This is a genomic window from Sphingobacterium sp. G1-14 (genome assembly GCF_002196555.1).
Classification (GTDB): domain Bacteria; phylum Bacteroidota; class Bacteroidia; order Sphingobacteriales; family Sphingobacteriaceae; genus Sphingobacterium; species Sphingobacterium siyangense.
On sequence record NZ_CP021381.1, the window covers coordinates 147,038 to 171,259 of the forward strand.

Annotated in this window: 25 protein-coding genes; 23 read left to right on the forward strand and 2 right to left on the reverse strand. The window is 35.2% G+C overall.

The genetic code is table 11. From position 1 onward, the window contains the following. The first annotated feature begins 10 nt into the window (after nt 1–10). From CBM24_RS00650 to CBM24_RS00690, 9 genes are all read left to right on the forward strand, one after another. Entirely contained in the window at nt 11–940 is a 930-nt protein-coding gene (locus CBM24_RS00650) for an NAD-dependent epimerase/dehydratase family protein (RefSeq protein ID WP_088159831.1), read from the forward strand. Beyond that, complete coding sequence (locus CBM24_RS00655) at nt 916–1,722, forward strand: glycosyltransferase family 2 protein (RefSeq protein ID WP_088159832.1); 807 nt, start codon at nt 916–918, stop codon at nt 1,720–1,722. The genes CBM24_RS00650 and CBM24_RS00655 overlap by 25 nt, the downstream gene beginning before the upstream one ends. Beyond that, a complete protein-coding gene (locus CBM24_RS00660) occupies nt 1,719–2,963 on the forward strand; it encodes a hypothetical protein (protein WP_088159833.1) in 1,245 nt (414 codons plus the stop codon). Before CBM24_RS00655 ends, CBM24_RS00660 begins: the two co-directional genes overlap by 4 nt. A gap of 79 nt (nt 2,964–3,042) precedes the next feature. Further along, on the forward strand, nt 3,043–4,032 hold the full coding sequence (locus CBM24_RS00665) for a UDP-glucuronic acid decarboxylase family protein (protein ID WP_088159834.1): 990 nt from the start codon (nt 3,043–3,045) through the stop codon (nt 4,030–4,032). Beyond that, on the forward strand, nt 4,016–5,215 hold the full coding sequence (locus CBM24_RS00670; RefSeq protein WP_157698335.1) for a glycosyltransferase family 4 protein: 1,200 nt from the start codon (nt 4,016–4,018) through the stop codon (nt 5,213–5,215). The genes CBM24_RS00665 and CBM24_RS00670 overlap by 17 nt, the downstream gene beginning before the upstream one ends. 146 nt (nt 5,216–5,361) lie before the next feature. Further along, the gene (locus tag CBM24_RS00675; protein WP_088159836.1) at nt 5,362–5,883 is read left to right on the forward strand and encodes a 3'-5' exonuclease; all 522 of its coding nucleotides are present in this window, start codon (nt 5,362–5,364) and stop codon (nt 5,881–5,883) included. Nucleotides 5,884–5,997: 114 nt separating this feature from the next. Next, on the forward strand, nt 5,998–6,456 hold the full coding sequence (locus tag CBM24_RS00680) for an adenylyltransferase/cytidyltransferase family protein (protein WP_232475651.1): 459 nt from the start codon (nt 5,998–6,000) through the stop codon (nt 6,454–6,456). A 134-nt stretch (nt 6,457–6,590) separates the two neighbouring features. Next, nucleotides 6,591–7,004 (forward strand): adenylyltransferase/cytidyltransferase family protein, encoded by a 414-nt coding sequence (locus tag CBM24_RS00685; protein WP_088159837.1) that lies wholly within the window; start codon nt 6,591–6,593, stop codon nt 7,002–7,004. Nucleotides 7,005–7,314: 310 nt separating this feature from the next. Beyond that, nucleotides 7,315–7,803: a hypothetical protein gene (locus CBM24_RS00690; protein WP_088159838.1), complete on the forward strand. Its 489-nt coding sequence runs from the start codon at nt 7,315–7,317 to the stop codon at nt 7,801–7,803. Nucleotides 7,804–7,861: 58 nt separating this feature from the next. Here the strand turns inward: CBM24_RS00690 and CBM24_RS00695 are convergent, their stop codons facing one another. Further along, a complete protein-coding gene (locus CBM24_RS00695; protein WP_088159839.1) occupies nt 7,862–8,473 on the reverse strand; it encodes a DNA-binding response regulator in 612 nt (203 codons plus the stop codon). Beyond that, nucleotides 8,470–10,395: a 7TM diverse intracellular signaling domain-containing protein gene (locus tag CBM24_RS00700; RefSeq protein ID WP_088159840.1), complete on the reverse strand. Its 1,926-nt coding sequence runs from the start codon at nt 10,393–10,395 to the stop codon at nt 8,470–8,472. The genes CBM24_RS00695 and CBM24_RS00700 overlap by 4 nt, the downstream gene beginning before the upstream one ends. Nucleotides 10,396–10,669: 274 nt before the next feature. Between CBM24_RS00700 and CBM24_RS00705 the strand changes: the two genes are divergently transcribed. The 14 genes from CBM24_RS00705 (at nt 10,670) to CBM24_RS00770 (ending at nt 24,221) form a co-directional block, all read left to right on the forward strand. After that, a complete protein-coding gene (locus CBM24_RS00705) occupies nt 10,670–11,071 on the forward strand; it encodes a hypothetical protein (protein WP_157698336.1) in 402 nt (133 codons plus the stop codon). A 201-nt stretch (nt 11,072–11,272) separates the two neighbouring features. Continuing rightward, nucleotides 11,273–11,815 carry a transcriptional regulator gene (locus CBM24_RS00710; protein WP_088159842.1) on the forward strand — a complete coding sequence of 181 codons (543 nt, stop codon included), beginning with the start codon at nt 11,273–11,275 and terminating at the stop codon, nt 11,813–11,815. A 33-nt stretch (nt 11,816–11,848) separates the two neighbouring features. Then, nucleotides 11,849–13,231 carry a nucleotide sugar dehydrogenase gene (locus tag CBM24_RS00715; protein ID WP_088159843.1) on the forward strand — a complete coding sequence of 461 codons (1,383 nt, stop codon included), beginning with the start codon at nt 11,849–11,851 and terminating at the stop codon, nt 13,229–13,231. A gap of 39 nt (nt 13,232–13,270) precedes the next feature. Beyond that, nucleotides 13,271–14,266, forward strand: coding sequence for a mannose-1-phosphate guanylyltransferase (locus CBM24_RS00720; RefSeq protein WP_198386013.1), 996 nt, complete (start codon nt 13,271–13,273; stop codon nt 14,264–14,266). Nucleotides 14,267–14,283: 17 nt separating this feature from the next. Further along, nucleotides 14,284–15,234, forward strand: coding sequence for a GDP-L-fucose synthase family protein (locus CBM24_RS00725; protein WP_088159845.1), 951 nt, complete (start codon nt 14,284–14,286; stop codon nt 15,232–15,234). 62 nt (nt 15,235–15,296) lie between these two features. Continuing rightward, nucleotides 15,297–16,370 carry a GDP-mannose 4,6-dehydratase gene (gmd, locus tag CBM24_RS00730; RefSeq protein WP_088159846.1) on the forward strand — a complete coding sequence of 358 codons (1,074 nt, stop codon included), beginning with the start codon at nt 15,297–15,299 and terminating at the stop codon, nt 16,368–16,370. 58 nt (nt 16,371–16,428) lie between these two features. Beyond that, complete coding sequence (locus tag CBM24_RS00735) at nt 16,429–17,736, forward strand: lipopolysaccharide biosynthesis protein (protein ID WP_088159847.1); 1,308 nt, start codon at nt 16,429–16,431, stop codon at nt 17,734–17,736. Nucleotides 17,737–17,774: 38 nt separating this feature from the next. After that, nucleotides 17,775–19,100 carry a hypothetical protein gene (locus CBM24_RS00740; RefSeq protein ID WP_157698337.1) on the forward strand — a complete coding sequence of 442 codons (1,326 nt, stop codon included), beginning with the start codon at nt 17,775–17,777 and terminating at the stop codon, nt 19,098–19,100. Continuing rightward, a complete protein-coding gene (locus tag CBM24_RS00745; protein WP_088159849.1) occupies nt 19,078–20,133 on the forward strand; it encodes a glycosyltransferase in 1,056 nt (351 codons plus the stop codon). The genes CBM24_RS00740 and CBM24_RS00745 overlap by 23 nt, the downstream gene beginning before the upstream one ends. Then, on the forward strand, nt 20,111–21,097 hold the full coding sequence (locus tag CBM24_RS00750) for a glycosyltransferase family 4 protein (RefSeq protein WP_088159850.1): 987 nt from the start codon (nt 20,111–20,113) through the stop codon (nt 21,095–21,097). Before CBM24_RS00745 ends, CBM24_RS00750 begins: the two co-directional genes overlap by 23 nt. Next, nucleotides 21,094–22,251, forward strand: a complete 1,158-nt coding sequence (locus CBM24_RS00755) for a glycosyltransferase (protein ID WP_088159851.1) — start codon at nt 21,094–21,096, stop codon at nt 22,249–22,251. The genes CBM24_RS00750 and CBM24_RS00755 overlap by 4 nt, the downstream gene beginning before the upstream one ends. Beyond that, nucleotides 22,239–22,793, forward strand: a complete 555-nt coding sequence (locus CBM24_RS00760; protein ID WP_088159852.1) for a putative colanic acid biosynthesis acetyltransferase — start codon at nt 22,239–22,241, stop codon at nt 22,791–22,793. Before CBM24_RS00755 ends, CBM24_RS00760 begins: the two co-directional genes overlap by 13 nt. Next, on the forward strand, nt 22,790–23,338 hold the full coding sequence (locus CBM24_RS00765) for a colanic acid biosynthesis acetyltransferase WcaF (RefSeq protein ID WP_088159853.1): 549 nt from the start codon (nt 22,790–22,792) through the stop codon (nt 23,336–23,338). The genes CBM24_RS00760 and CBM24_RS00765 overlap by 4 nt, the downstream gene beginning before the upstream one ends. Beyond that, on the forward strand, nt 23,331–24,221 hold the full coding sequence (locus CBM24_RS00770; protein ID WP_088159854.1) for a glycosyltransferase family 2 protein: 891 nt from the start codon (nt 23,331–23,333) through the stop codon (nt 24,219–24,221). The genes CBM24_RS00765 and CBM24_RS00770 overlap by 8 nt, the downstream gene beginning before the upstream one ends. The last annotated feature ends 1 nt before the right edge of the window (nt 24,222 follow it).

Below are 24,222 nucleotides of genomic sequence, written 5' to 3' on the forward strand. Positions count from 1 at the left end.
CCGAATTATTATGAAGAAAATTCTTGTAATAGGTGGAGACGGTTTCATTGGAAAAAACGTAGTACATTACTTTAGTAACAATGATCTGGAATTACCACCGAAAATTGTTGTACTTAGCCGTAAATTGAATGAAAAAGAAACAGAGACAACTCAAGTAGAGTTTTGTTATGGAGATTTTTCGGATATAAGCATTTTAACAAATTTATTTTCAAAATATCAGTTTGACGCGGTATTTCATTTTGCAAATACAACAGTACCATCTGCAGCCCAAGACACAAATGTTCAGGATATTTACGAAAATGTAGTGCCGTCGATACAGTTGATGGATGTGATGAGGCAATATCATTGCAATATGCTTTTGTATCTATCATCTGGAGGAGCCGTGTACGGAAACTCCACGGAAATATTAAACGAGGAGCATGTATGCCATCCCATTAGTTCTTATGGCATAGCTAAACTTACGGTCGAGAATTATATCCAACTCTACCATAGACTCTTTGGCCTCGATTATCTGATTTTGCGTTTGTCAAATCCTTTTGGAAAATATCATACTTCATCAAAACAAGGCATTGTTAATATTGCGATTCGAAATGCGTTGAGGGGAATTCCTATAAACGTATGGGGAACAGGTAATCAAACGAAAGATTATATTTTTGTAGATGATATTGCTAAAGTGATTTCGGAATTATTTTATAAAGGGGTAAAAAATGAAATTTTTAATATTGGGGCAGGACATTCTATCAGTTTAAATGAGATTTTGAAAACGATAGGTAATTTAATTCCAAATGTAGAAATTTGCTATCAGGAATCAAAGGTTACAGATGTTGGATTTTTTCGTTTGGATATAACCAAATTAAAAAGATATATTGGCTTCGAGCCTTTGGATTTGAATACAGGAATTCTAAAAACAATTGAATGGGAACGCAAAGAGATGAAATAAAAGGTCTAGTTTCGGTTATTATAGTTACTTATCGAAGACTAAATTATTTAAAAGAAACAATTCAGTCTGTTTTGAACCAAAGTTTTAATAATATTGAGGTTGTGGTGGCATCAGATGGATATGAATCTGATGTGGAACAGTATGTCAATGAGTTGAAAGCAATAGGATATCGAATATCCTATTGCTTCACGGAGCATTGTGGATATCCTGCTAAACCTAGAAACTTTGCATTAAGTAAATGTAACGGCGAATATATTGCTTTTTGTGACGATGACGATTTATGGGAAAAAGATAAGATAGCAAAGCAATTTCAATTTTTAGAAAGTAATCCTGCATACATTTTATGTGCAACAAATCGCAGCACTATCGATTCAAACAATAAACCCTTGAATGAAAGAAACCTAAAATGGTTACCTAAGAAAAATTTTAATCAAATTATTTTTCTTACTAATTATATCACCTATTCGTCAGTAATGACGCGTATAAAATTTGTTTTCCAGGCTGGATCGTTTAAAGATGATCCGAAATTTAGGGCTGTAGAAGACTATCATTTGTGGCTTAAGCTTAGTCAAGCAGGTAAATTTAACGTAATAGATTCAGTAGAAACCTATTACCGGGTACATGCTACAAACATTTCCAAATCCCTTTCGGAAGGGAACAAGAAATTACTTTTGGTTTTCAACGATGCATTTTCTGCATTGGATGTATCTCCATTATTGAAAAGTATGGCTTATTTAATCGTTTATTTTAAAATTATATGTTACAAAGTTTTTAATAAATGAAAACGATTCACTTAACAAGAGCCCTAATTGTACTGATTTTTTTAGTTACTTTAACAAATGGTCCTATGTTATCAGATGTATTACTTCCTAAAGTAGTACGTTATGTGCCGATACTAGGGGTCTTGGTGTGCCTCATTTTGATTGAATTGAATAAGCAAAAGAATAATAGCATGGTCATTTTATTCGCAGGCCTGAGTGCTTTACTTCTGATCATTTGGACAATTTTAGGCTCCTATATATTCTCTAATGCTTTCTTGATACTTTTTTCAATTTTTTTGATTGTTGTATTAGAAACTTCAAAAATTCCAAAAAGTGATCTATTTTTTTTAATAAAAATTTGGGATTACTTCATTAAAGTCTCATTGATTTCAACACTCATGTCCTTTATTATATTCAACTTTTTAGGTAGAATTGGATACCATTCAGTTGATTTGGGTAATTATTCTGAGTCTAATACTTTTTTTAATCCTTTGATGGGCGTTATTTCCGAAAGGGATTTATTGATATTTAAGCTCGGTCGACCCGTATGGTTTATGACCGAGCCTAGTTATCTAGGTTTCTTCCACGGACTTAATATTTTTTGGATTGCATGGAGAAAAATAGATTTCTCTAAATACTATAAAAGATACATTACGTTGAGTATACTTGCGTTTTTACTTACATTTTCATTAGGCGCATGGTTGTCCATGGCAATTTCTTTAGTCATTACCTGTTTGATTTTTTTTACACTTTTTTTATTTGATGTCATTAAATTGAAAAAGAGTGTATTTAAAAAACTAGGCTTGTTTTTGGGATTAATTATCATTGTATGTATTCTTTTTGGGCAGTCAATTTTGATATCGCTAAACGATTTTATACAAAATTATGATAAGTATACTTCTCTGGAGAATAGAAGCGACCGTATCGAAGTATCCTTAGGTTTAATTAAAAATATGGATATCATTCGTTTTCTTTTCGGCTATGGGCCAGGTACTATTGAAACTGTGTCGGAAGCTGGAGAATCCAATGGCTGGCTGAAATATTTTATCGAATTGGGAATATTTCCTATATTAGCCTACCTAGCAATGTTATTTTGTTTTTTTTTCAGAATAAAATTTCTCTATCTATTACTACTATTTTTTGTTATTATTTCTTTTAATTCGGTGGTAGTTATGTTTAGTCCGCTAGTAATCTTGTATCTCTATCTTTTAGGAATAAAAAACCGATTTCAAGAACAATCTCCGGAATTGGCGTTAGTCTGAAACAAGATGATAATAGAATAGGGCATTGATAAGTGCGAATTGAAATTATAATATGTTATTAAATAATATTGTCTAATTAATGGAAAGTAAAAGGGTTTTAATTACAGGTGCCGCTGGGTTTTTAGGATCACATTTATGTGATTTATTTATTAAAAAAGGATATGAGGTTGTTGGAATGGACAATTTAATTACTGGCGACTTGAGCAATATAGCGCATTTGTTTAAGCTCAAAAATTTTGAATTTTATAATCATGACGTTTCTAAATTTGTACATATTTCAGGAAAGCTGGATTACATTTTGCATTTCGCTTCACCAGCAAGTCCTATAGATTATTTAAAAATTCCTATTCAAACGTTAAAGGTAGGGTCATTAGGAATACACAATCTCTTGGGGTTAGCAAAATCTAAGAATGCTAGAATTTTGATAGCATCCACTTCAGAAGTCTATGGTGATCCTTCAGTCAACCCTCAACCCGAGAGTTATTGGGGTAATGTTAACCCTGTTGGACCAAGGGGTGTCTATGACGAAGCAAAAAGATTTCAGGAAGCTATAACGATGGCTTATCATACGTTTCATGGTTTAGAAACACGTATAGTAAGAATATTTAATACTTATGGCCCGCGTATGCGATTAAATGATGGGCGTGTTTTACCTGCATTTATCGGACAAGCTTTGAGAGGAGAAGATTTAACTATTTTTGGTGACGGCTCACAGACGCGCTCTTTTTGTTATGTGAAAGATCTCATTGAAGGAATCTATAAATTGCTTTTATCAGACTATGCCTATCCGGTAAATATTGGCAATCCAGATGAAATTACTATTGGACAATTTGCGGAGGAAATTATTGAATTAACAGGTACAGATCAAAAAGTGGTTTATAAAGATCTCCCTCAGGATGATCCCAAACAACGGAGGCCTGACATTTTAAAAGCAAAGGAATTACTCAATTGGGAACCTAAAATTACTCGTGCAGAAGGTCTCAAATTGACATACGAATATTTTAAGTCGCTTACTAAAGAACAGCTCGAAAAGATCGATCATAAAGACTTTAGTGAATTTACCAGATAAGCAAGGGCCTGATTATCATAATATGACAAAAGTTAGATTACTTCAGGTTGTAAGCGATGCATTTTCGCTGCCGTATTTTATCGGAGATCAGTTTGATTATTTTAAAGGAAGAAATATTGATCAATATGTGGCTTGTCGGGATTCCGCTTTTTTAAGAAAATATCTTCATAAAGTGGATATACCATATTTTCCTATTCCAATTACACGAAGTTTTAGCCCGTTTTCGGATGCTATAGCTGTTTGGAAACTTTTTAAAGTAATAAAAAGAAATCGTTTTACCCATGTATTTGGTCATACACCCAAAGGAGCAATGATAGCAATGATTGCCGCTTATTTAGCGGGTGTTGAAAACAGGGTTTATTTTAGGCACGGACTCCTATATGAGACCGCGAATGGGCTATTTAGGAAACTATTGATGTCTGTTGAAAAGATGACTTGTTGTCTTTCAACAACTATTGTAAATGTCAGTCCATCTCTTTCTGCGCGAGCAAAAATGGATGGGATAAAATATGATCAAAAAAGTATTCTACTTTCAAAGGGGACTTGTAATGGTGTGAATATTGATAGGTTTTCAAGGCTTAATTTCCTTGCGACAGACGAGGCACAACTTATTCGGCAGTCATTAGGTATCGCTGAGACGGATTTTGTTGTTGGATATGTTGGGCGAATGGTGCGCGATAAAGGAATAATTGATTTAATAGAGGCATGGCAATTAGTTCATGCTGACGATAATAGAATGAAACTATTGCTTATTGGACCTATTGAAAAGAGAGATGCTGTACCAGAGGATATTCTTGATCAGATACGTAATTTAAATAGTATAATACATATTGATTTTATAGAAGATGTTGCTCCTTACTATTGTTTAATGGATATTTTGGTCTTGCCTTCATATCGAGAAGGATTTCCTACCGTAATTCTGGAAGCTTCAGCGATGTCTTTGCCGATTTTAACTTCGAAAGCAACTGGCTGCATAGACGCTATTGTCGATGGACAGACAGGAATGCATATTACCCATGATCCACGAGATATAGCGGATAAAATTAAATTTTACCGAGATAATTTGGATGTAAAAAGGCAGCATGGACTTAATGGACGTCAGTTTATAATAAATCATTTTCAACAAAGAGTTGTATGGGAAGATATAGCAGATAAGTTATTCTTTTTAAAGAAAACATTTTAGTAACCATACCTTTTATCGGTTTAAATAATTTTGTTGCATATTGTTAATATCTGATTATTCGGTTCCCAAAAGTCTATGATTTAGCGAGTGGGTTTGAGTAGAATGAAAAAAGTAGTAATTTTACCGCAACTTTAGAAGGAGCGACTATGCAATCAGAATTAAGTTTTACAGCAATAGATTTCGAGACAGCTACGGCGAATCAGAATTCCGCCTGCGCAATCGGCTTGGTGGTTGTAGAGCGAGGAATTATTGTGGATGAATTTTATTCACTGATACAGCCTCCTAACAACCAATATATGTGGCAAACTACTCGTGTTCATGGTATTCGTCCAAAGGACACGGCCAGTGCGCCTACGTTCAAAGAATTGTTTCCTCATATCTATCCTCTTATTAATAATAGGCTTATGGTGGCGCACAATGAACTATTTGACCGAGGTGTATTGCGTAAAACCATGCATTATTACAATTTACCGTATGATCATCTGGGGCTTATGGATAAATGGGAGTGTACTTTCAAGATCTACCAAGGTAAAGGCTTTAAGCCGGCACGTTTAAACGCCTGTTGTGAGGTGCTTGGGATAGATTTAAATCACCACGAGGCACTCTCTGATGCACGTGCCTGCGCGCAATTGTATTTACGACACGCCGATATTCCCTCTTTGGCATGATTTTTACTTTAAATCTTTTAAATTCGGTATATCAAGTACGCTAAGTTGGATATTTTTATATCTTTGATTAGCTGTACAGCCGTTTTATTAATAAATTTTACATCCATATTTTTGATGATGATAACAATCCCAGCCAAGGGAATGCGTATAGGTATTACCTTCAGCGCATTCGACCTACTACATGCAGGGCATATCAAGATGCTTGAAGATGCCAAAAGACAATGTGATTATCTGATTTGTGGACTGCAGACTGATCCGACCTTGGATCGCCCCGAGAAGAATAAGCCCGCGCAGACTGTTGTAGAACGCTATATTCAGCTTAAAGGTTGCCAGTACGTTGACCAAATTGTTCCCTATGCCACAGAGCAGGATCTCGAAGATATTCTTCGCTCCTTTAATATTGATGTGCGCATCGTTGGTGATGAATACCGGGAGAAGAGTTTCACAGGAAGGGCATATTGTGAGGAAAAAGGAATCGAACTTTATTTCAATAGCCGCGATCACCGATTTTCAAGTTCGGGATTACGCCGGATTGTGGCAGAGGCTAATTCAGAATCCGTAACAGCACCATAAGCTTCTTTTGAGGCGCACATCAGTTGCTTTAGCCTTTAATGCACTATAATGTCTTAAGAGAAAATGCGCTGATGAATAAAGGTCTACAATGAAACCGAGCTGCTAGCGCTCATTAACCATTAAAAGATAATTAAATGAAAATTGGAATTACCTTCGGTGTCTTTGATTTATTGCATGCCGGACATATTATGATGCTTGAAGAAGCGAAAAGACATTGTGATTACTTAATTGTCGGTCTCAATACAGATCCTTCAGAGGTATATCCTGAGAAGGCTAAACCTACGCAGACCATTGTGGAGCGATATATTCAATTGGAGGGTTGTCGCTATGTCGATGAGATTATTCCCTACGAAACAGAACAGGATCTGATTGATATGATCAAGGCTTTACCGATCGATATGCGAATTATCGGAGAAGAATACCGCGATCAGGATTTCACTGGAAGACATTATTGTATCGAAGAAAATGTCGAAATCTATTATAATAAACGTACACACCGCTTTTCCAGTGAAGGGCTTCGTAAAGTTGTTGCTTCGAAGCAAGTTTAAAATAAGATAAAAATCTTACTAGAAGGTAAAGGTCTTTTTTGTCAGCTGTATTCTTAATTTTGGGATACGGCTGATTTAAATATTTATTTTTCATCCCCACAAAAATTATTAGCATCTTAATTTTTCGATTTTATAACCTATTTACTTATTTTAAAATATTGTATAGTGCTGTTTTTCATTGTTATATGAAATTGTCCCTTATTTGTCCCCTATAAATTTTAGTGCTGAGAGTTCCATTAAATTAAATTTGACATATAGTTAAATTCAATCATAAGATTGTATATCACCTAGTCCTATTATCTATTTTATTATGGTACTTATTTTAGCAGTTTTAGTTATCGTTTTGTTTATTATTTATTTTATTCTACAATCAAGGCAACGTGAAAAGCTATTTAACGAAGCTGTTTCGATGCAGGTCAACTACCTGTTTCAGGATAGGGCGGGGCAATACAGTGGCGACTATCGGACAAAAAGCGGTGTTTTTGTTTTTCGTACGAAATCCAGAGACAACGCGCTTAAAAATTTGGTAATCAAACTGGTCAAACCAGATCATCCCGCTTTGCTCGTCAATCTGGAACAGATTGTGGTTGTGCCTTTCGAAAGCAAAAAGGGGGATTCAGATGTATCGGTGCGATTTAAATTACAGCGAAAGAAAGGTGAAATAACAGCATTGGAAGGTAAGGGGATACGCATTGCCGGTGTGTTGAATTATGCCAACAGAAAACCAAAAACGTTTAGTACAGTGTTGAAGATAGGAGAGCTTTATCAATCAAACGAACAATCGGATCAGAAGACATAATTTGCATTAATTGTTATTTTATGGTAAAGGGTTTGCTGCATCGCAAACCCTTATTTTTTTAGAACTTCAGTAAATGCTGGTGCTCAATTGCCCATGAAAGCAATGCGTTGTTCGCTTCATTGAGATCAAGCTTGCGACAGATGCGATGCCGGGTATTTTTGACGGTATAAGGGCTTAGGAATAATGTTTCGGCAATATATTTTGTCGTATACCTCAAGGCGATCATTTTAAGTATATTTAATTCCGAGGGAGTCAATGTTTTTAGTCTTTCTAAAGCTTTGTTTTTATTGCGTTGTTGTTGCAGTCGCTGAATGATCATATGGGTGCCCGCATAAAGGCGGTTTTCGCCTAAAGGCTTAATAATATAATTCTCTGGATTTAACGCGGCGGCTCGGTCGATGCTATTTTTTGATTGATAGGAGGTGATAAAGACCAAGCTGAACAATTTTTTTGTCGCATAGCGCTCCATGAGCTCAATACCATCTAGCCTATCATTGAGCTGAATATCACAAAGTACCAGATCAGGCGAATTGTGTTCCATATAAGTCTCTACATCATCAACGCTGAGTGCGATATGCGACTCTAGTCCAGTATAAAGGGAATGAAGCTGATATTCTATAAATCTGGCGATAATCATTTCATCTTCTACGATTAATACTTTTAGGCTCATATGATATTGTTAAATTCAAATAAATACTTAAATCCTTTTTCAGAGTTAATTGTCACTGTCCCTTTTATTTGGCGGGTAAGGTCCTTTACTAAGCCAATTCCGAAAGATGATCCGGAAATAATCTTTTTTGCTCCAATGCCATTATCTTCAAATCTCATGGTCGTTCCCGATTCACTTTTGATTATACTCAAATTGATCCGCGGCGAAATATCATGTCCTTTACTTTTAGGAAAAGCATATTTGTAACTATTTGTCAATAGCTCCGTAATGATAAGGGCTAAAGGGATCGAGGTATTGGTCGTAATTAACCAATTTTGTCCCACATCGACATGGATAGGTACAATTCTTTCAGGATCATGCATTTGTTTCAGGTAGTTAACTGTTTCGATCACTAGAACATTTAATTTTAGCTGACTATTTTGATTATAAACCAGTAGTTGATTAACCAGCATCATCGCGTGGGTGCGGTCTTGCATGGATTGTATGGGCTGAATATGTTGGGAGCCATGGTTATCGCCTGCTTTATAAAGGCTCCCTAGACTATACAGCAGTTGAAGGTTGTTTTTGACGCGGTGATTGACTTCATCGATGAGCGTTTCGATATAGTGGTTTTTTTGAAGCAATTGAATCTGTTGCTCGTAGAGCGCATCATTGGCTTTTTTAAGCTCGACTGTTCGCTCTTGAACAATGATTTCCGTAGATTTATGATGGTCCAGTTCTGATTTACGGAGTTTTAAGCGTATACCGATCAAAAGAATCATCGTGATGCACAATCCAAAAAACTGTGTCAGCATAGATACATATTGAATCGATTGTTCCTTTAAAACCAATCCAAAATAAAGGAGTGTACTAATGCCTATGACCAGGAAAATAACCGAATAGGTCAAAAATCGCTGCATCTTGTCAATCTTTTTCCATAGGGATATAAATAGGTTCGAAAAATAGGCGACATATAGCGCCCCCAGCGCGATATTGATCCAGTTGCTTTGTTTGAAATTGGCTAAATAATAGTTGTTGACAAAATTAAATACAGCTGCGATAAATACTACAAGAATAAGGCAAAGAATTAGCTTATAATGCAGACGACTTATTTTTTTCAGATTTAAGAACGCGATCGTCAGTAGCGAAAAACTGATTCCCGCCAGATTTCTAAATACGGAAACTAAGCTCCATCCAAGCTGCGGCGTATTGGGGAAGAATAGGTCTGTAAATTGGCTTTGAAGTCCATAGCTATAAAAGCCAATAAATAACAAAAAGAAAAAGATCCAGAGGTAAGGCCGATAGCGTGATACCAGCCATGCGAAAGCGATATAGAGAAGGAGCACAATGATAGCCCCTTCCATAAATGCATGAATGATATTGATCCATTGTGTCTTTTTTAGATAATCCAACTGTGTTTGCAGGTGGAAGTCATATAGAGGAATATAGCCTTTAATGTGTCTCACGCGCAATAGAATTGTGTAATCCTTATTGGCATCCAGATGGATAACAAAATGGTCGCGGCCATCATTCGCTGATAACGAGCTGGTTTTGCAAAAAAGGCCAGCTTTCCTACGGTCAATAACCTTGTCGTTTCCATCGATTAGCGTCAGGTCAACAAAGGTTAAATTATCAAAGGACAGCACATATTGTCCTGTTGACAAAGGATTGTTGAGGAAAATTTTCTTGCGCAGCCAATAGTTGTCTTTGTTTTGATTTTTATCACGATGATAGTGGGTGATGGGAAGAAAAAGCTGTGGATTATTGTAATAATATATGGGGTCTTTCCTACTTTCACTTTCCTTGGCGATTAATATAGGCGTCTCGGTGGCCAAAAAAGTTTTCTTTATCAGCATGTTATTTGCGATGATAGCATCCCTTCCCAATCGAATAGTGGCTATACTGAGCAGCAGTAATAGGATAAAAATGATATTTGGCTTCATATGGCAAACAAAAATGCATTATTTTAAATAAATCTAATAAGTTTTTATTTTCTTAATTGTAAATGAGACCCTAGGGTCTCTATTCTCATGCCCATTTACTTTCTATTTTTGCTACACGCATTCTAAGTATTATCTACGAACGCAAGACATATGCAGACTTGGAATGAATGATTAATTGATTATGATATATTTATATATAGTACTACTTATTGCATTCATATTTATTGTTTTTAAAATTTTTGCTTCAAAAAGCAAAATACCAGATGATGTCTCTATGAATGTTTATTACCGCATTCAAGAGTATCCGGGGCAGTATAGTGGTAGTCTTGGTGCAACGTATGGAGCGTTGGTATTTCGAAGTGAAAGATATCAGGAAGATATCAACAATATCGTGATCAAAGACGTTCGTTCTGCGGATTCCAAAGTTGAGATAAAGCTGCAACAGGTCCTTGTTTTGCCATTTAAAACTAACGAAAAGGCATCTTCGGAAGTATCTGTACGTTTTCGTGTGGCTTCGGATAAAGCGCGGCGTGTTGATTTGACGAATTATAAAGTTAGAATTAATGCCGTGGTCAACTATAAAAATGGCGAGAAGAAAGCTTTTCGTGTGACCTTACCCATGAAGGGGGTATATGCTGGTGATCGTTCTGAAGCGCAGAATCAGTTTAAAAGTTAATATTTACGTGTTTTTTATTCCATATTACATAATTATTTAACCGAAGAAACCCTGCTTGTCGGGGTTTCTTTATTAGCGTTTGTAACATGTTCCACGTGGATTTTAATTTGCTACTGTTAAGCTATCAAGTAGTTAATAATTATTTAATTTGTGATATTCATTCGCATTGAGTACTTTTGTTACTCAATCTGATACTAAACCATGTTAGACTCGTTGATTACCTCCAAAACCAGACTTAAACTGCTGATCAAGTTTTTTGTATCAGCGAGTAACCGCGGTTATTTGCGTGGGTTGGCCGATGAGTTCAAGGAGTCGACTAATTCTATTCGCAAAGAGCTCAATCAGCTCACCGAAGCAGGCTATTTGATCCGCGAGGATAATGAACATAAAATTTATTACCGGGCCAATATTAAGCATTCACTTTTTACTTCGCTTCAAGGATTGATTCATGATTTTTTAGGGATCGAAGTTTTTGTGGACAAAGTGCTTGAGCGTGCTGGCGATGTGGAGGAAGTGGCACTGTTGGGTGACTATGCGCAGGGTTTGGATTCGGGGCATATTGAGGTATTGGTGCAAGGAAATGAACTAAATTTAGCGTATTTACAGCAAGCTGCTTTAAAAGCTGGCACAATACTTGGTAAGAAGGTGACCGTATATACAGAACTTGTTGAAAAAACGCAGGGAATGATTGTCCTGTATGAAAAAACAGGCACTTTGCCTCAAAATGAAGATAAAAAGAACTAGAAAATAATAGAAAACTAATTGGAAACGGATAAAATGAAAGAAATTAAGAAAATAACCTGTATTGGGGCGGGTTATGTAGGTGGTCCTACCATGTCGGTCATTGCACAGAAAAATCCAAATGTAACAGTTACAGTAGTTGATCTCAATCAGGCACGTATTGCTGCTTGGAATGATGCTGATTTGGAGAAGTTACCGGTTTACGAGCCGGGTTTGGATGCTGTAGTGGCAGAGGCGCGTGGACGAAATCTTTTCTTTTCTACGGATGTGGAAAAAGCCATCGACGAGGCCGATATGATTTTTATTTCTGTCAATACCCCGACGAAGACTTACGGTAAAGGCAAAGGACAGGCGGCAGACTTAAAATATATCGAGTTATGTGCTCGCCAGATTGCTGCAGTTGCTAAATCCGATAAGATCGTTGTCGAGAAGTCGACGTTGCCCGTTCGTACAGCTGCTGCACTAAAAAGCATTTTGGACAATACCGGTAATGGTGTCAATTTCCAAATTCTTTCTAATCCGGAATTTTTAGCCGAAGGTACAGCTGTTACTGATTTGCATAATCCAGACCGTGTATTGATCGGTGGAGAAGATGCAGATGCGATAGAAGCCTTGGTGCAGGTTTACGAAGCTTGGGTACCTCGCGAGCGAATCCTGACGACCAATTTATGGTCTTCTGAGTTAGCAAAACTGGTTGCCAATGCATTTTTGGCGCAACGCGTTTCTTCGATCAATGCTATTTCAGAATTGTGTGAGGTCACAGGAGCGAACGTGGACGAAGTGTCCCGTGCTATTGGTCACGATAGCCGGATAGGCCCTAAGTTTTTAAAGGCATCCGTTGGTTTTGGGGGCTCTTGTTTCCAAAAAGATATTTTGAACCTAGTCTATATTGCGCGCTCTTACAATTTGACTGCTGTAGCTGATTACTGGGAGCAGGTCATTATTCTGAATGATCATCAAAAATCACGGTTTGCGCAAAATATCATTCAGACGATGTACAACACGGTCAATGGTAAGAAGATCGCGTTTTTGGGCTGGGCCTTCAAGAAAGATACCAATGATACCAGGGAGTCTGCTGCGATTTATGTAGCCGATCATCTTTTGGAAGAAGAGGCCCATGTGGTGGTTTATGATCCTAAAGTGCCTGCAGAACAAATTTACAAGGATTTGGATTATTTAGGTACACGTTCAGCAGAAGAAAACCGCCGCTTGGTAACGGTTGTTAATGATCCTTATGAAGCCATTGCCGATGCACATGCCACAGCTATTTTGACCGAATGGGATGAGTTTAAAGGATACGACTGGGCGACGATCAAAGAACAGATGAAAAAACCAGCTTTTGTTTTTGATGGGCGCAAGTTATTGGATCGTACTCAGCTAAATGGTTTAGGGTTCGATTATTATGCGATTGGTGAATAATAAATTTAGTGGACAAGTTTAAAATAGAAAATTTCTAAAATGAATATTGTACATGTGCTCCTTTCGGGAGGTATAGGAAGTCGCTTATGGCCGCTTTCGCGTAAACATAGTCCTAAACAATATTTAGGGTTATTTGATGGTAAATCTTTATTTGAAATGACCGTGCAGCGCAATCAACAGGTTGCCGAGCGTGTTATTGTGGTTGGAAACAAAGATAATACGCATTTGAGCCATAAAGCGATGGTTTCCTGTGGACTACCCTATAAAAATATTGTTGAGGCGACGCCACGTAATACCGCAGCTGCAATCGCTTTCGCGGCCTTTAGTGTGGAGCCTGATGATATCCTTATCGTAACCCCTTCCGATCATATGATTGCTGGAGAAGAAGCCTATCGAAAAGCGATGGAAGATGGGGTGGAAAAAGCTAAGGAAGGTTTTATCGTGACTTTTGGTATTCGCCCTACTCGTCCGGAGACAGGCTATGGCTATATTGAATTTGATGGCGACGAGGTCAAGTCTTTCCGCGAGAAACCAAATCAGGACACAGCCGAAGATTTTATCGAAAAAGGTAACTTTTTATGGAACTCCGGGATGTTTTGTTTCCAAGCCTCTGTTTTTCTAGAAGAGCTGAAAAAGTATGAGCCAATCGTATACGAGAAAGCGTTAGCGGTATGGGAGGCTTCAACAGAAGGCTTCTTAGATGAAGAATTATCGTTAGCCATTCCTTCTATATCTGTTGATTATGCTGTGATGGAGCGTTCGAAAAAGATTCGGGTCGTACCAACGAGTTTTGACTGGTCTGATTTAGGTTCTTTTGAATCTTTGTACGATTATTTTATCGATAGTGGTTACCCGAAAGATGATCAAGATAATATAGTGATCGGAACGGATATTTTTACTGGATTTGTAGGTCTTAAGAGAGCCATATTCGTCCATACCAAAGATGCATTTTTGATTATACAGAAGGAAAAATCTCAAGACGTAAAGAAAATTTACAATATGCTAGAGAAGCATCAATCTAAATTATTGGATTAGTTGAAATAACATTATTGATGGAAAAAAATACAAAGATTTATATTGCTGGTCATCGTGGAATGGTAGGTGCAGCTATTTGGAGAATATTAGAATCCAAGGGGTATACGAACTTGATTGGAAAAAGTAGTGCTGAACTGGATCTGCGTGATCAAAAGGCTGTACAAGCATTTTTTAAGGAAGAATCGCCTGCGATTGTTATCGATGCCGCTGCACGCGTGGGCGGTATTTTGGCGAATAATGATTTCCCCTATCAATTTTTGATGGAAAATATGCAGATCCAAAATAATTTAATTGATACGGCTTTAAAAAGTGATGTTGACAAATTTATTTTCTTAGGCTCATCTTGTATCTATCCTAAGTTTGCACCACAGCCGTTAAAAGAGGAATACCTCTTGACCGATAGCTTAGAGCCTACCAATGAATGGTATGCGATCGCAAAAATTACAGGGGTGAAAGCCTGTCAAGCCATTCGCAAGCAATTTGGAAAAGACTATGTGAGTTTAATGCCGACGAATTTATACGGCACACATGATAATTTCGATTTGAAGTCATCCCATGTCTTGCCAGCGATGATTCGTAAGTTTCATGAGGCAAAGTTAAACGGGAATCAACCCGTCACTTTGTGGGGATCAGGTACGCCTATGCGTGAATTCCTGTTTGTAGATGATATGGCGGCTTCTGTAATTTTTGCATTAGAAAATAAATTGCCAGAGCATTTATATAATGTAGGTACTGGAGAAGACTTGACTATTAAGGAGCTTGCTGAGTTGATTCAGGAAGTCGTGGGGCATACGGGAGAGATTGTATGGGATAGTTCTAAACCAGATGGCACTCCACGTAAATTGATGGATATCTCCAAAATGCATGAGCTCGGCTGGAAACACCAAATTGAACTGAAAGAAGGAATTGAGCGTACCTATGCTTGGTTCTTGGAAAATGAAGGGCAATATAAAGAAGTAAAGTTATAAGATTATTAACCGTTTGATATAAAGTTTCGTTATATCATTAATTAGAAGAGAATACTATAAATATGAAAACAGCATTAATTACAGGGATTACAGGTCAGGATGGGTCTTATTTGGCCGAATTACTATTGGAAAAAGGATATATGGTGCATGGTATAAAAAGAAGGGCATCTTCTTTTAACACACAGCGTATTGATCATTTGTATCAAGATCAACATGAGTCGAATGTCAATTTCAAATTGCATTATGGTGATTTGACAGACTCGACCAATATTATTCGTATTATCCAAGAGGTTCAACCGGACGAGATCTATAATTTAGGAGCGATGTCTCATGTGAAAGTATCTTTTGATTCGCCCGAGTATGTTGCCAATGTTGATGGTATCGGTACATTACGTATCTTAGAAGCTGTACGTATATTAGGATTGGAAAAGAAAACTAGAATCTATCAAGCATCAACTTCTGAGCTTTATGGCGGTTTAGAAGAAAATAAAAATGAAAAAGGTTTCTACGATGAAAGCTCTCCTTTCTATCCACGTTCTCCCTATGGTGTAGCGAAAATTTATGGATTCTGGATAACCAAAAATTACAGAGAAGCCTATAATATGTATGCATGTAATGGTATATTGTTTAATCATGAGTCGCCTCGTCGTGGTGAGACTTTTGTAACACGTAAGATTACTATGGCTACTGCTGCAATTGCATTAGGTAAGCAAGAGTGTTTATATCTTGGAAATTTAAACGCTCTGCGTGATTGGGGGCATGCGAAAGATTATGTGGAGGCGATGTGGCGTATCTTGCAACAAGATGTAGCCGAAGATTATGTGATCGCTACAGGAATAACAACTTCAGTTCGTGACTTTGTACGTTTAGCTTTTGCTGAAATTGGTGTTGAATTAACTTTTGAGGGATCGGAAGAATGTGAAATTGCAAAAGTCAAATCTTGTTCAAATCCCGAGTATCAACTTGAGATTGATAAGGTTGTTGTTCGCGTAGATCCACAGTATTATCGTCCTACAGAAGTTGACTTGTTAATTGGCGACCCTACTAAATCTAAAACTAAATTGGGCTGGCAACCTCAATATGATTTGGCCGCTTTGGTAAAAGAGATGGTAAAGAGTGATTTGCTAAGGTCATAAAAAGCTTATCATACCTTATGTTAAATTCAATTTATCTTGATCTTATATCTTATATTCCGTGAATGCACATATTCTTAAAAATATTATCTCCAGATTTTTTGGCTTAGGTGTTAACTTGTTTAATCAAGTAGCACTTATACCATTATTTATACGATTTTGGGGAGTAGATAAGTACGGCGATTGGATTATTTTATCTACGATCATGAGTTTTTTTTCAATGTCAAATGTTGGTTTCAATGATGTAATTGCAAATAAATTTGTTGTTTCATTCACAGAAGGAAGGATTGATCAATGTAGAAAATATTTAACAAATAATTATATACTTCTAATTTTTGCTAGTATTGTATGTATATTTAGTCTGACAATATTTATATTATTTTTTGATATTTCTTCCATCCTTGGTACTAGGGTAACTCCACATAAAGATATAATTTTTGTAGTTTATTTTCTATTCTTTCAGATTATTACAGCGCAATTTAGTGCTGTTTTTAATGCTATTTATCGATCAGTAAAAAAGACTTATATAGCCTTTTATTTGGAAGATGGAGCTAAATTTGCTGAATTGATTATAATGTTTATTTGTTTATATTTCAACTCGAGTTTCTCTACAGTCTCAGTTTTGCTTGTTTTGCCAAAATTGTTAGTATGGGGTTACAAGATATTTGATATACCAAAATACTTTGATTATAAGTTCTATTTAAAGGATTTTGAATGGAGTTTTATAAAAGAGACAAGCGGACCATCATTGAGTTTTATGGCTTTTCCTGTAGGTTATGCTATCATGAATCAAGGATTGACTTTAATGGTAGCAAGAAATTTTTCTGCAGAAATTTTAATCCTGTTTAATACTACTAGAACGCTCTGCAATTTTATTAAAAGTTTTATAGGAATATTTCATGCTTCTATTTGGCCTGAATTTTCGATAGCATATGGAAATAAAGATTACTTAATGATGCGTAATCTCAACCGGAAATTGCTATTTATATCAATTGGAGTTACTTTGATTATTGGCGCGGTCCTTCTGTTAATAGGTCCGTATATATATTCAATTTGGCTGCACAACAAAATTACTTTTGATTATCGAATCATGTTCAGCTTTTTGTTGAGTGTATTTTTCGGTAATATATGGTACAGTAGTAGTGTAGTATTGATGTCTACCAATAATCATACAAAGCTTGGATGGTATTTCTTATTGTTAAATATTACTTGCATTATTGCTTTTAGAGCTATAATTATTTTTTCCCAATCTTTACCGTTTGCGCTTATTTCCTTATTAATTGTTGATATTCCACTTTCATATTATTGTATGAAATTAAATCTTCGAATAACTAAGGATCGAATATTTGACCTTTTTAAGGTTATATAGATGTAAAATTATTTCGTTATTGAACTAAAGGAACTAAAGTGGATAAAATAAATTTAAAGAAAATACAGAATATAATATTATTAATGACGGTTATTTTTTTATTGATATTACAGAATAATATCATAAATATTACCGTTGGCCTTGCTGTGACGCTATTTTTTTTGGTTAACTTTTTGAATAACATCAGGAAAGAAATAGCAATTGTAGATCTCATTTTTTTAATCTGTGTACTCCAACTAGTTTTTTTTCCTATTATCAATTTTGATAATATGAATAATTTGCCAAATTATTTGTCTATAATGCTTCCTGCATTTTTCTTTTTTTACTTTGGCTTTAAATGGAATATTAAAAAAAACTATTTTAATGATATTGGTGTTGAGAAGTTTTTTGAAATCGGTAGGAACACTTATTGGTCTAAAGTCATTATATTAACTGGAATTTTAGGTGTATTTTTATCTTCATTTACTTCGAATGCATTTGTAAATTTATTAAATAACTTTTCTGGTATTGCTATTTTGTTTTCTTTAGGTTTGATGAAGAAAAGTAAGAAATATTGGTACTATCCAAGTATTTTCTTTTTGATTATATTATTTCAGTCAATAAGATCTGCCGTATTTGCTCCAGTTATTTCATTTGGACTACTTGCGATTTTGTATATTCCAATGATTTTTAATCTCACAAAAAGACAAATAATTGTTTTATTTGTATGTTGCTTCTTCGTTCTAAATTTATTTCAAAATGCAAAATTAGTATATAGAGAAATGGTTTGGAAGGGCGAAAATAGATCTTACGATTTTGGTTTATTTTTACAAGCAATGCTTGCTCCCAAGCAAGAAAAATCAATGTCAGCAATAGAACGAGCAAACTCTGGAAGCGTAATTGCAGAAATTTATGATTACGTTCCAAAAAAATATCCTCATCTATATGGTAGACAGCTCTTGGAAGATTTGTCAAATGGTTTGATTCCTAGATTTCTATATTCTGATAAGAAGGAAATTGATACTAGAGCAAATTATATGAGATATACAGGCCGTTATGTTGAAGACAATGTTTCAGTCGGAATTAATGTTTTTGGAATTTCATATGCTGAATTTGGAGTTATTGGCTCATGGATATTTATGTTTTTCTTTGGACAACTCTTGAATAGAATGTACAACTTTTTAGTTGCTTTATTCACCGTAAGAAGGGGATATAATATATTTTTATTGACTATCCCTTCTGTATTTATAAGTTTTGTGAAATTTGAGCAAGAATTTGTTGGTCAATTTGTTGGTTTTGTTAAACTTTATTTAATACTAGTCTTTATATATATAATTTTTAAATCAAAACTTCAATTTTCGTATGAAAATACTATCAGTAGCTAATTTTAGTAATTATAATAGTAGTAACACTGCTCTGCACAGGCATTGGGCCTTAGAGCAGTTGGGTAGCACAACTGCTGTTGATACTGCTTTTAAATACTCACTGTTTAACAGAATTGTTAAAAGGCTATTCGTATATGGAATAAGTTTTCCTTTCATTGATACCAGTAAAGTAAATAAAAGGATTTTAGATGAAGCGAGAAATAATAGATATGACATTATCTGGATCGATAAGGGGATTATTATTAAAAAGTCGACGTTGATTAAATTAAAGAGGATTAATCCAGATATTAGAATTGTTGGATATTCTCCTGATGAGATGACCAAGATACATAATCAATCATATGAATTTTTACAGAGTTTGCCCTATTATGATTTTTATATAACGACTAAATCCTATGCGGTTAATGATTTGAAGAATTTAGGAGCAAAGGAAGTAATTTTCGTTGATAATGCTTACGAGGAAAAATTTCACTTTCCTCATGTGTTAACTGAGAGTGAGAAAAAACGTTTAGGAGGAGATGTTGGATTTATAGGCATGTGGGAAGAGAGGAGAGCGGAAAGTATCTTATTTTTAGCAAAAAATGGCGTTAATGTTAGAGTATGGGGTGGGGGTAAATGGTTAGAATATTATAACCTTTATCCTAATCTATCTATTGAAAGTCGAGCATTATTTTCAGAGGATTATGTTAAAGCTTTATGTTCTTTTAAAATTAATCTTTGTTTTCTAAGGAAAATGAATAATGATCTTCAAACAACTAGAACGATGGAAATACCAGCTTGTAAAGGCTTTATGTTAGCGGAAGAAACAAGTGAACACCTTTCCCTGTTTAAAAAAGGGAAGGAGGCTGATTTCTTTATTTCTGATGATCAATTACTTGAAAAGGTCAAATTTTATTTAAAAAATAATGAACTAAGAGAGTCCATTGCAGAAAATGGATATCAAAGATGTTTAAGTAGTGGCTACTCTAATCGAAAAACAATACAAAGAGTGTTTAAAAAAATCTTAAACTGTGAATATAGTATATCTAAATAGAAGTAAAGAGGCAGGCTTTAGTATAGCTAAGGTCTTTAAGCCAGTTATAAAATTAGTTAGGCAAGAGCAAACTGTTGAAATTTATAATATGCCACATTTTGGTGCTGCTCCTCACAAAATTCTTAAAAATCTTTTATTTGTATTAAAGTTGAGGCGAAAGGATGCGATATTTCATGTTACTGGAGATATTCATTATATCTTGTTAGCTCTAATTGGTTGCAAAGTAGTTTTAACTATACATGATATAGCTACTTTAAAAAATGCGAAAAATAAATTGGATTATTTTTTAAAATGGCTTTTATGGTTTTATTTGCCAATTAAATTGGCAAATCACGTTGTGTGTATTTCACACAAGACTAAATTAGAGGTTTTGAGTGTCGTAAAAAAGAAAGCGATATCAGTTGTTCATAATTCCGTTGATAGCGGATTTAGTAGAATGGCTGAGGACAAAAAGAACTTTACGCCAGTTATATTGCATATTGGCACTGGTTGGAATAAAAACTTGACGAGAGTGATTCAGGCACTTAAAGATACACAATGTAATTTGAGAATTATAGGAAGATTAAATGCTGAACAGCTTGGTTTACTTAATAGTAGTGGCATTTTCTATTCTAATGATTATAATCTAACTGATGAGCAAATTATTGTTGAATATGAAAAATGCAACCTTGTGAGTTTTCCATCATTATTCGAAGGATTTGGAATGCCTATAATCGAAGCGCAAGCTGTTGGTAGAGCTGTTCTAACGTCAAATATAGATCCTTTGAGGGAAGTTGGAGGTAATTCAGTTCATTATGTGAATCCTGAAAGTGTTAAATCTATTAAAGAAGGATTTAAAGCACTTTTATCTGATAATGTATACAAAGAGAGTATTATAAAAAAGGGGTTTGTCAATGTTGAAAGATTTAGTGTTACTAAAATAGCTGATCAATACATAGAGATTTATCAAAAAATCAAAATATGAAAATAACTCATATCATATCTTCCATCGATCAATCTACCGGAGGGCCTGCTAGAAGTTCTACCGCTCTTATAAATAAGCTTTGTGAAAATGAGAGTATCGATTTCGTAGACTTATTCACCTTATATTCTGAGGATCCTATAATTACTAATTTTGAATCCCCAAAAGGGAAAATTCGTTTCTGTAAGCCTGACTTTTTAAAATTGTCAAAAGAATTGGAAAGTGAGTTGAATGAGAGTAGAGCAAATATATTTCACGGTCATGGTATATGGGATTTTCCAGTAAGTCAAATGGCTAAAGTTGCAAGAAGATTGGATGTTCCTTACATAATTTCAATAAGAGGGATGCTTGAGCCTTGGTCATTAAAACAATCTTTTTTCAAAAAGAGATTAGCGATGTTCTTATATCAACATAAGGATTTGAAGAACGCTACTTGCTTACATGCTACTGCTGAGATGGAAGCAGAAAGTATTAGGAAATTGGGTTACAAAAACCCTATAGCTGTTATACCAAATGGTATTGATTTATCTCAATACCCTGTAAAGATTTGGAAAGAACATAAAGAAGGAAGGAGAAAAATTTTATTTCTTTCTCGAATTCATCCCAAAAAAGGAATCGAATATTTAATAACAGCATGGATGAAATTAGATGCTGACATTAAGTCTAATTGGGAAATAGAAATTGTTGGAAATGGCGACAGAGAATATATAACTTCTCTAAAGAATTTGATTAAATCAAATTCTTTAGAGAAAAGTATAAAAATTGTAGGTCCTAAATTTGGGCAGGAAAAAATTGATGTCTACCACGAAGCAGATTTATTTGTTTTGCCAACCTATAGTGAGAATTTTGGTATAGTAATAGCTGAAGCACTCTCTTGTGGTGTTCCAGTTATTACAACAAAAGGAACGCCTTGGCGAGAGCTAAATATAGCAAAAGCGGGAGAATGGATTGACCTTAACGAAAGTGAATTAGTGAGATCATTAAAGCTTCATATGAGTATGAACGGGATAGAGCTCCATAGATTGGGACTGAATGGTAGGAAATTAATAGAAGAACAATATTCTATTGAATCTGTTGCATTAAAGATGTTTGATGTATATAATTGGCTTTTAAAAAGGTCTGAACAACCAAAATTTGTAGATGTATGGAAGGGATAAAGGTAGACCATTCTCAATATAAGAATGAGCTCACTCTTAGAAATAGAATGGGCAGATTATTATGGAATATTATTTGTTTCTTCCTTTTTAGACCTTTTGTATCGAATTATTTCAATGAATGGCGAAAATTTTTATTGAAATTATTTGGTGCAAAAATCGGGAAAGGGAGTGTGATATATTCTTCTGTAAAGGTCTGGGCGCCGTGGAATTTAGATATTGGGGAATATGTTGCCATAGCTCAAGATGTAAATTGCTATAATGTTAATAAGATAATAATAAAATCTAATGCTACAATTTCCCAGTCTGCGTATTTGTGTAGTGCTTCTCATGATATTTCTGATCCGAAACATCCCCTCATTAGCGCTCCAATAATTATCTGTGATCAAGCTTGGGTAGCTACCGATACATTTGTTGGAATGGGAGTTACGATTGGACAGGGCGCTGTTGTAGGTGCAAGAGCCGCTGTTTTTAAAGATGTTGAACCATGGGTAGTAGTTGGAGGGAATCCAGCTAAATTCATAAAAGCTCGCAAATTTATATGAACATAAACGATTATAATCCCGTTCAAACAACACCTTTCACTTTGAAAGAGAAAATACTATCCCGAGTGTGGAAAATAATTAATGCAACTATTTTTAAACTGTTGCCCTATAATTTTAATGGTTTTAGGGTTTCAATTTTAAAGTTATTTGGTGCAAAAATAGATGGAAATGTATCCATTGACAGGAATGCAAGAATAGACTTTCCTTGGAATTTGGAAATTAATAACTTGAGTAGTATAGGGAAAAATTCTTGGATTTATTGTCTGGATAAAATAAAAATAGGTGAGAAAACCTGTATTGGAGAGGACGTATACTTGATTACTGGCACACATGATGTCAAGGATCCTAATTTTCCATTAATAACAGCTCCAATTGTTATCGGATGTGGAGTTTGGATAGCTACTGGAGTCAAAGTATTGCCAGGAGTGACTATTAACAATTTCAGTGTTTTGGGAGCCTTTTCAATATTGACAAAGAACGTGCCTGAAAACCAAATATGGGCAGGTGCTCCTGCGAAATATATTAAACAAAGATTCAATGGTTAAGGGTATATCAGCAATTGTATTAACCTATAATGAGGAGATTCATTTAGAGCGTTGTCTAAAATCACTCAAGATGATTAATGCTAAGGTTTTTGTGGTTGACTCTTTTTCTACAGATAGAACTAGAGAAATCGCTGAGAAATATGGAGCTCATTTTTATCAAAACGCATGGGTTAATTATGCTACTCAATTCAATTGGGCCCTAGATAATTGTCCGATAGATACAGAATGGGTACTTCGGCTTGATGCCGATGAATACCTTTGTGAAAACGGTATTGAGGTCATTAACAGTGATTTGTCTAAATTGCCCGATACTGTTTCTGCAGCAACATTGGTGTTGAAACGAGTTTTTATGGGAAGAGAGATAAAACGTATGCCAAAAATAAAGATGATTCGATTGTTTCGTTATGGTCGAGGAAGATCTGAAAATAGATGGATGGACGAGCATATTCAAATTGAATTTGGGGATATTATTGATCTTAATGGAGCATTCGCCGATGATAACTTGAATAATATTGGTTGGTGGACAACTAAGCATAATAGCTATTCTGTACGAGAGGCAATAGATTTATTAGATATGGAATACCAGATTTTAGGAAATAGCCATAACAATAATTTAGATGAACAAGCTCGTAAAAAAAGAGAAATGAAGATGAGATATGTAAAGAGTCCTCTTTTCATTCGTTCTTTTACATATTTTATTTATAGATATATATTCAAATTGGGCTTTCTGGATGGAAAGGAAGGTTTCCTTTGGCATTTTTTGCAAGGCTGGTGGTATCGGACTTTAGTAGATGCAAAAGTTTTTGAAATCAAGAAGTTCTGTGGGGATGATAAGGAGAAGATGAAACAATATATTCATAATAATTATGGAATACGGTTGTAAG

Excerpts from the sequence above, each read along its gene's own strand:
- CBM24_RS00650 (WP_088159831.1), top strand. The coding sequence starts at position 11 with ATGAAGAAAATTCTTGTAATAGGTGGAGACGGTTTCATTGGAAAAAAC.
- CBM24_RS00655 (WP_088159832.1), top strand. The coding sequence starts at position 916 with ATGGGAACGCAAAGAGATGAAATAAAAGGTCTAGTTTCGGTTATTATA.
- CBM24_RS00660 (WP_088159833.1), top strand. The coding sequence starts at position 1,719 with ATGAAAACGATTCACTTAACAAGAGCCCTAATTGTACTGATTTTTTTA.
- CBM24_RS00665 (WP_088159834.1), top strand. The coding sequence starts at position 3,043 with ATGGAAAGTAAAAGGGTTTTAATTACAGGTGCCGCTGGGTTTTTAGGA.
- CBM24_RS00675 (WP_088159836.1), top strand. The coding sequence starts at position 5,362 with ATGCAATCAGAATTAAGTTTTACAGCAATAGATTTCGAGACAGCTACG.
- CBM24_RS00680 (WP_232475651.1), top strand. The coding sequence starts at position 5,998 with ATGATGATAACAATCCCAGCCAAGGGAATGCGTATAGGTATTACCTTC.
- CBM24_RS00685 (WP_088159837.1), top strand. The coding sequence starts at position 6,591 with ATGAAAATTGGAATTACCTTCGGTGTCTTTGATTTATTGCATGCCGGA.
- CBM24_RS00690 (WP_088159838.1), top strand. The coding sequence starts at position 7,315 with ATGGTACTTATTTTAGCAGTTTTAGTTATCGTTTTGTTTATTATTTAT.
- CBM24_RS00695 (WP_088159839.1), bottom strand. The coding sequence starts at position 8,473 with ATGAGCCTAAAAGTATTAATCGTAGAAGATGAAATGATTATCGCCAGA.
- CBM24_RS00700 (WP_088159840.1), bottom strand. The coding sequence starts at position 10,395 with ATGAAGCCAAATATCATTTTTATCCTATTACTGCTGCTCAGTATAGCC.
- CBM24_RS00705 (WP_157698336.1), top strand. The coding sequence starts at position 10,670 with ATGAATGTTTATTACCGCATTCAAGAGTATCCGGGGCAGTATAGTGGT.
- CBM24_RS00710 (WP_088159842.1), top strand. The coding sequence starts at position 11,273 with ATGTTAGACTCGTTGATTACCTCCAAAACCAGACTTAAACTGCTGATC.
- CBM24_RS00715 (WP_088159843.1), top strand. The coding sequence starts at position 11,849 with ATGAAAGAAATTAAGAAAATAACCTGTATTGGGGCGGGTTATGTAGGT.
- CBM24_RS00720 (WP_198386013.1), top strand. The coding sequence starts at position 13,271 with ATGAATATTGTACATGTGCTCCTTTCGGGAGGTATAGGAAGTCGCTTA.
- CBM24_RS00725 (WP_088159845.1), top strand. The coding sequence starts at position 14,284 with ATGGAAAAAAATACAAAGATTTATATTGCTGGTCATCGTGGAATGGTA.
- gmd (WP_088159846.1), top strand. The coding sequence starts at position 15,297 with ATGAAAACAGCATTAATTACAGGGATTACAGGTCAGGATGGGTCTTAT.
- CBM24_RS00745 (WP_088159849.1), top strand. The coding sequence starts at position 19,078 with ATGAAAATACTATCAGTAGCTAATTTTAGTAATTATAATAGTAGTAAC.
- CBM24_RS00755 (WP_088159851.1), top strand. The coding sequence starts at position 21,094 with ATGAAAATAACTCATATCATATCTTCCATCGATCAATCTACCGGAGGG.
- CBM24_RS00760 (WP_088159852.1), top strand. The coding sequence starts at position 22,239 with ATGGAAGGGATAAAGGTAGACCATTCTCAATATAAGAATGAGCTCACT.
- CBM24_RS00765 (WP_088159853.1), top strand. The coding sequence starts at position 22,790 with ATGAACATAAACGATTATAATCCCGTTCAAACAACACCTTTCACTTTG.
- CBM24_RS00770 (WP_088159854.1), top strand. The coding sequence starts at position 23,331 with ATGGTTAAGGGTATATCAGCAATTGTATTAACCTATAATGAGGAGATT.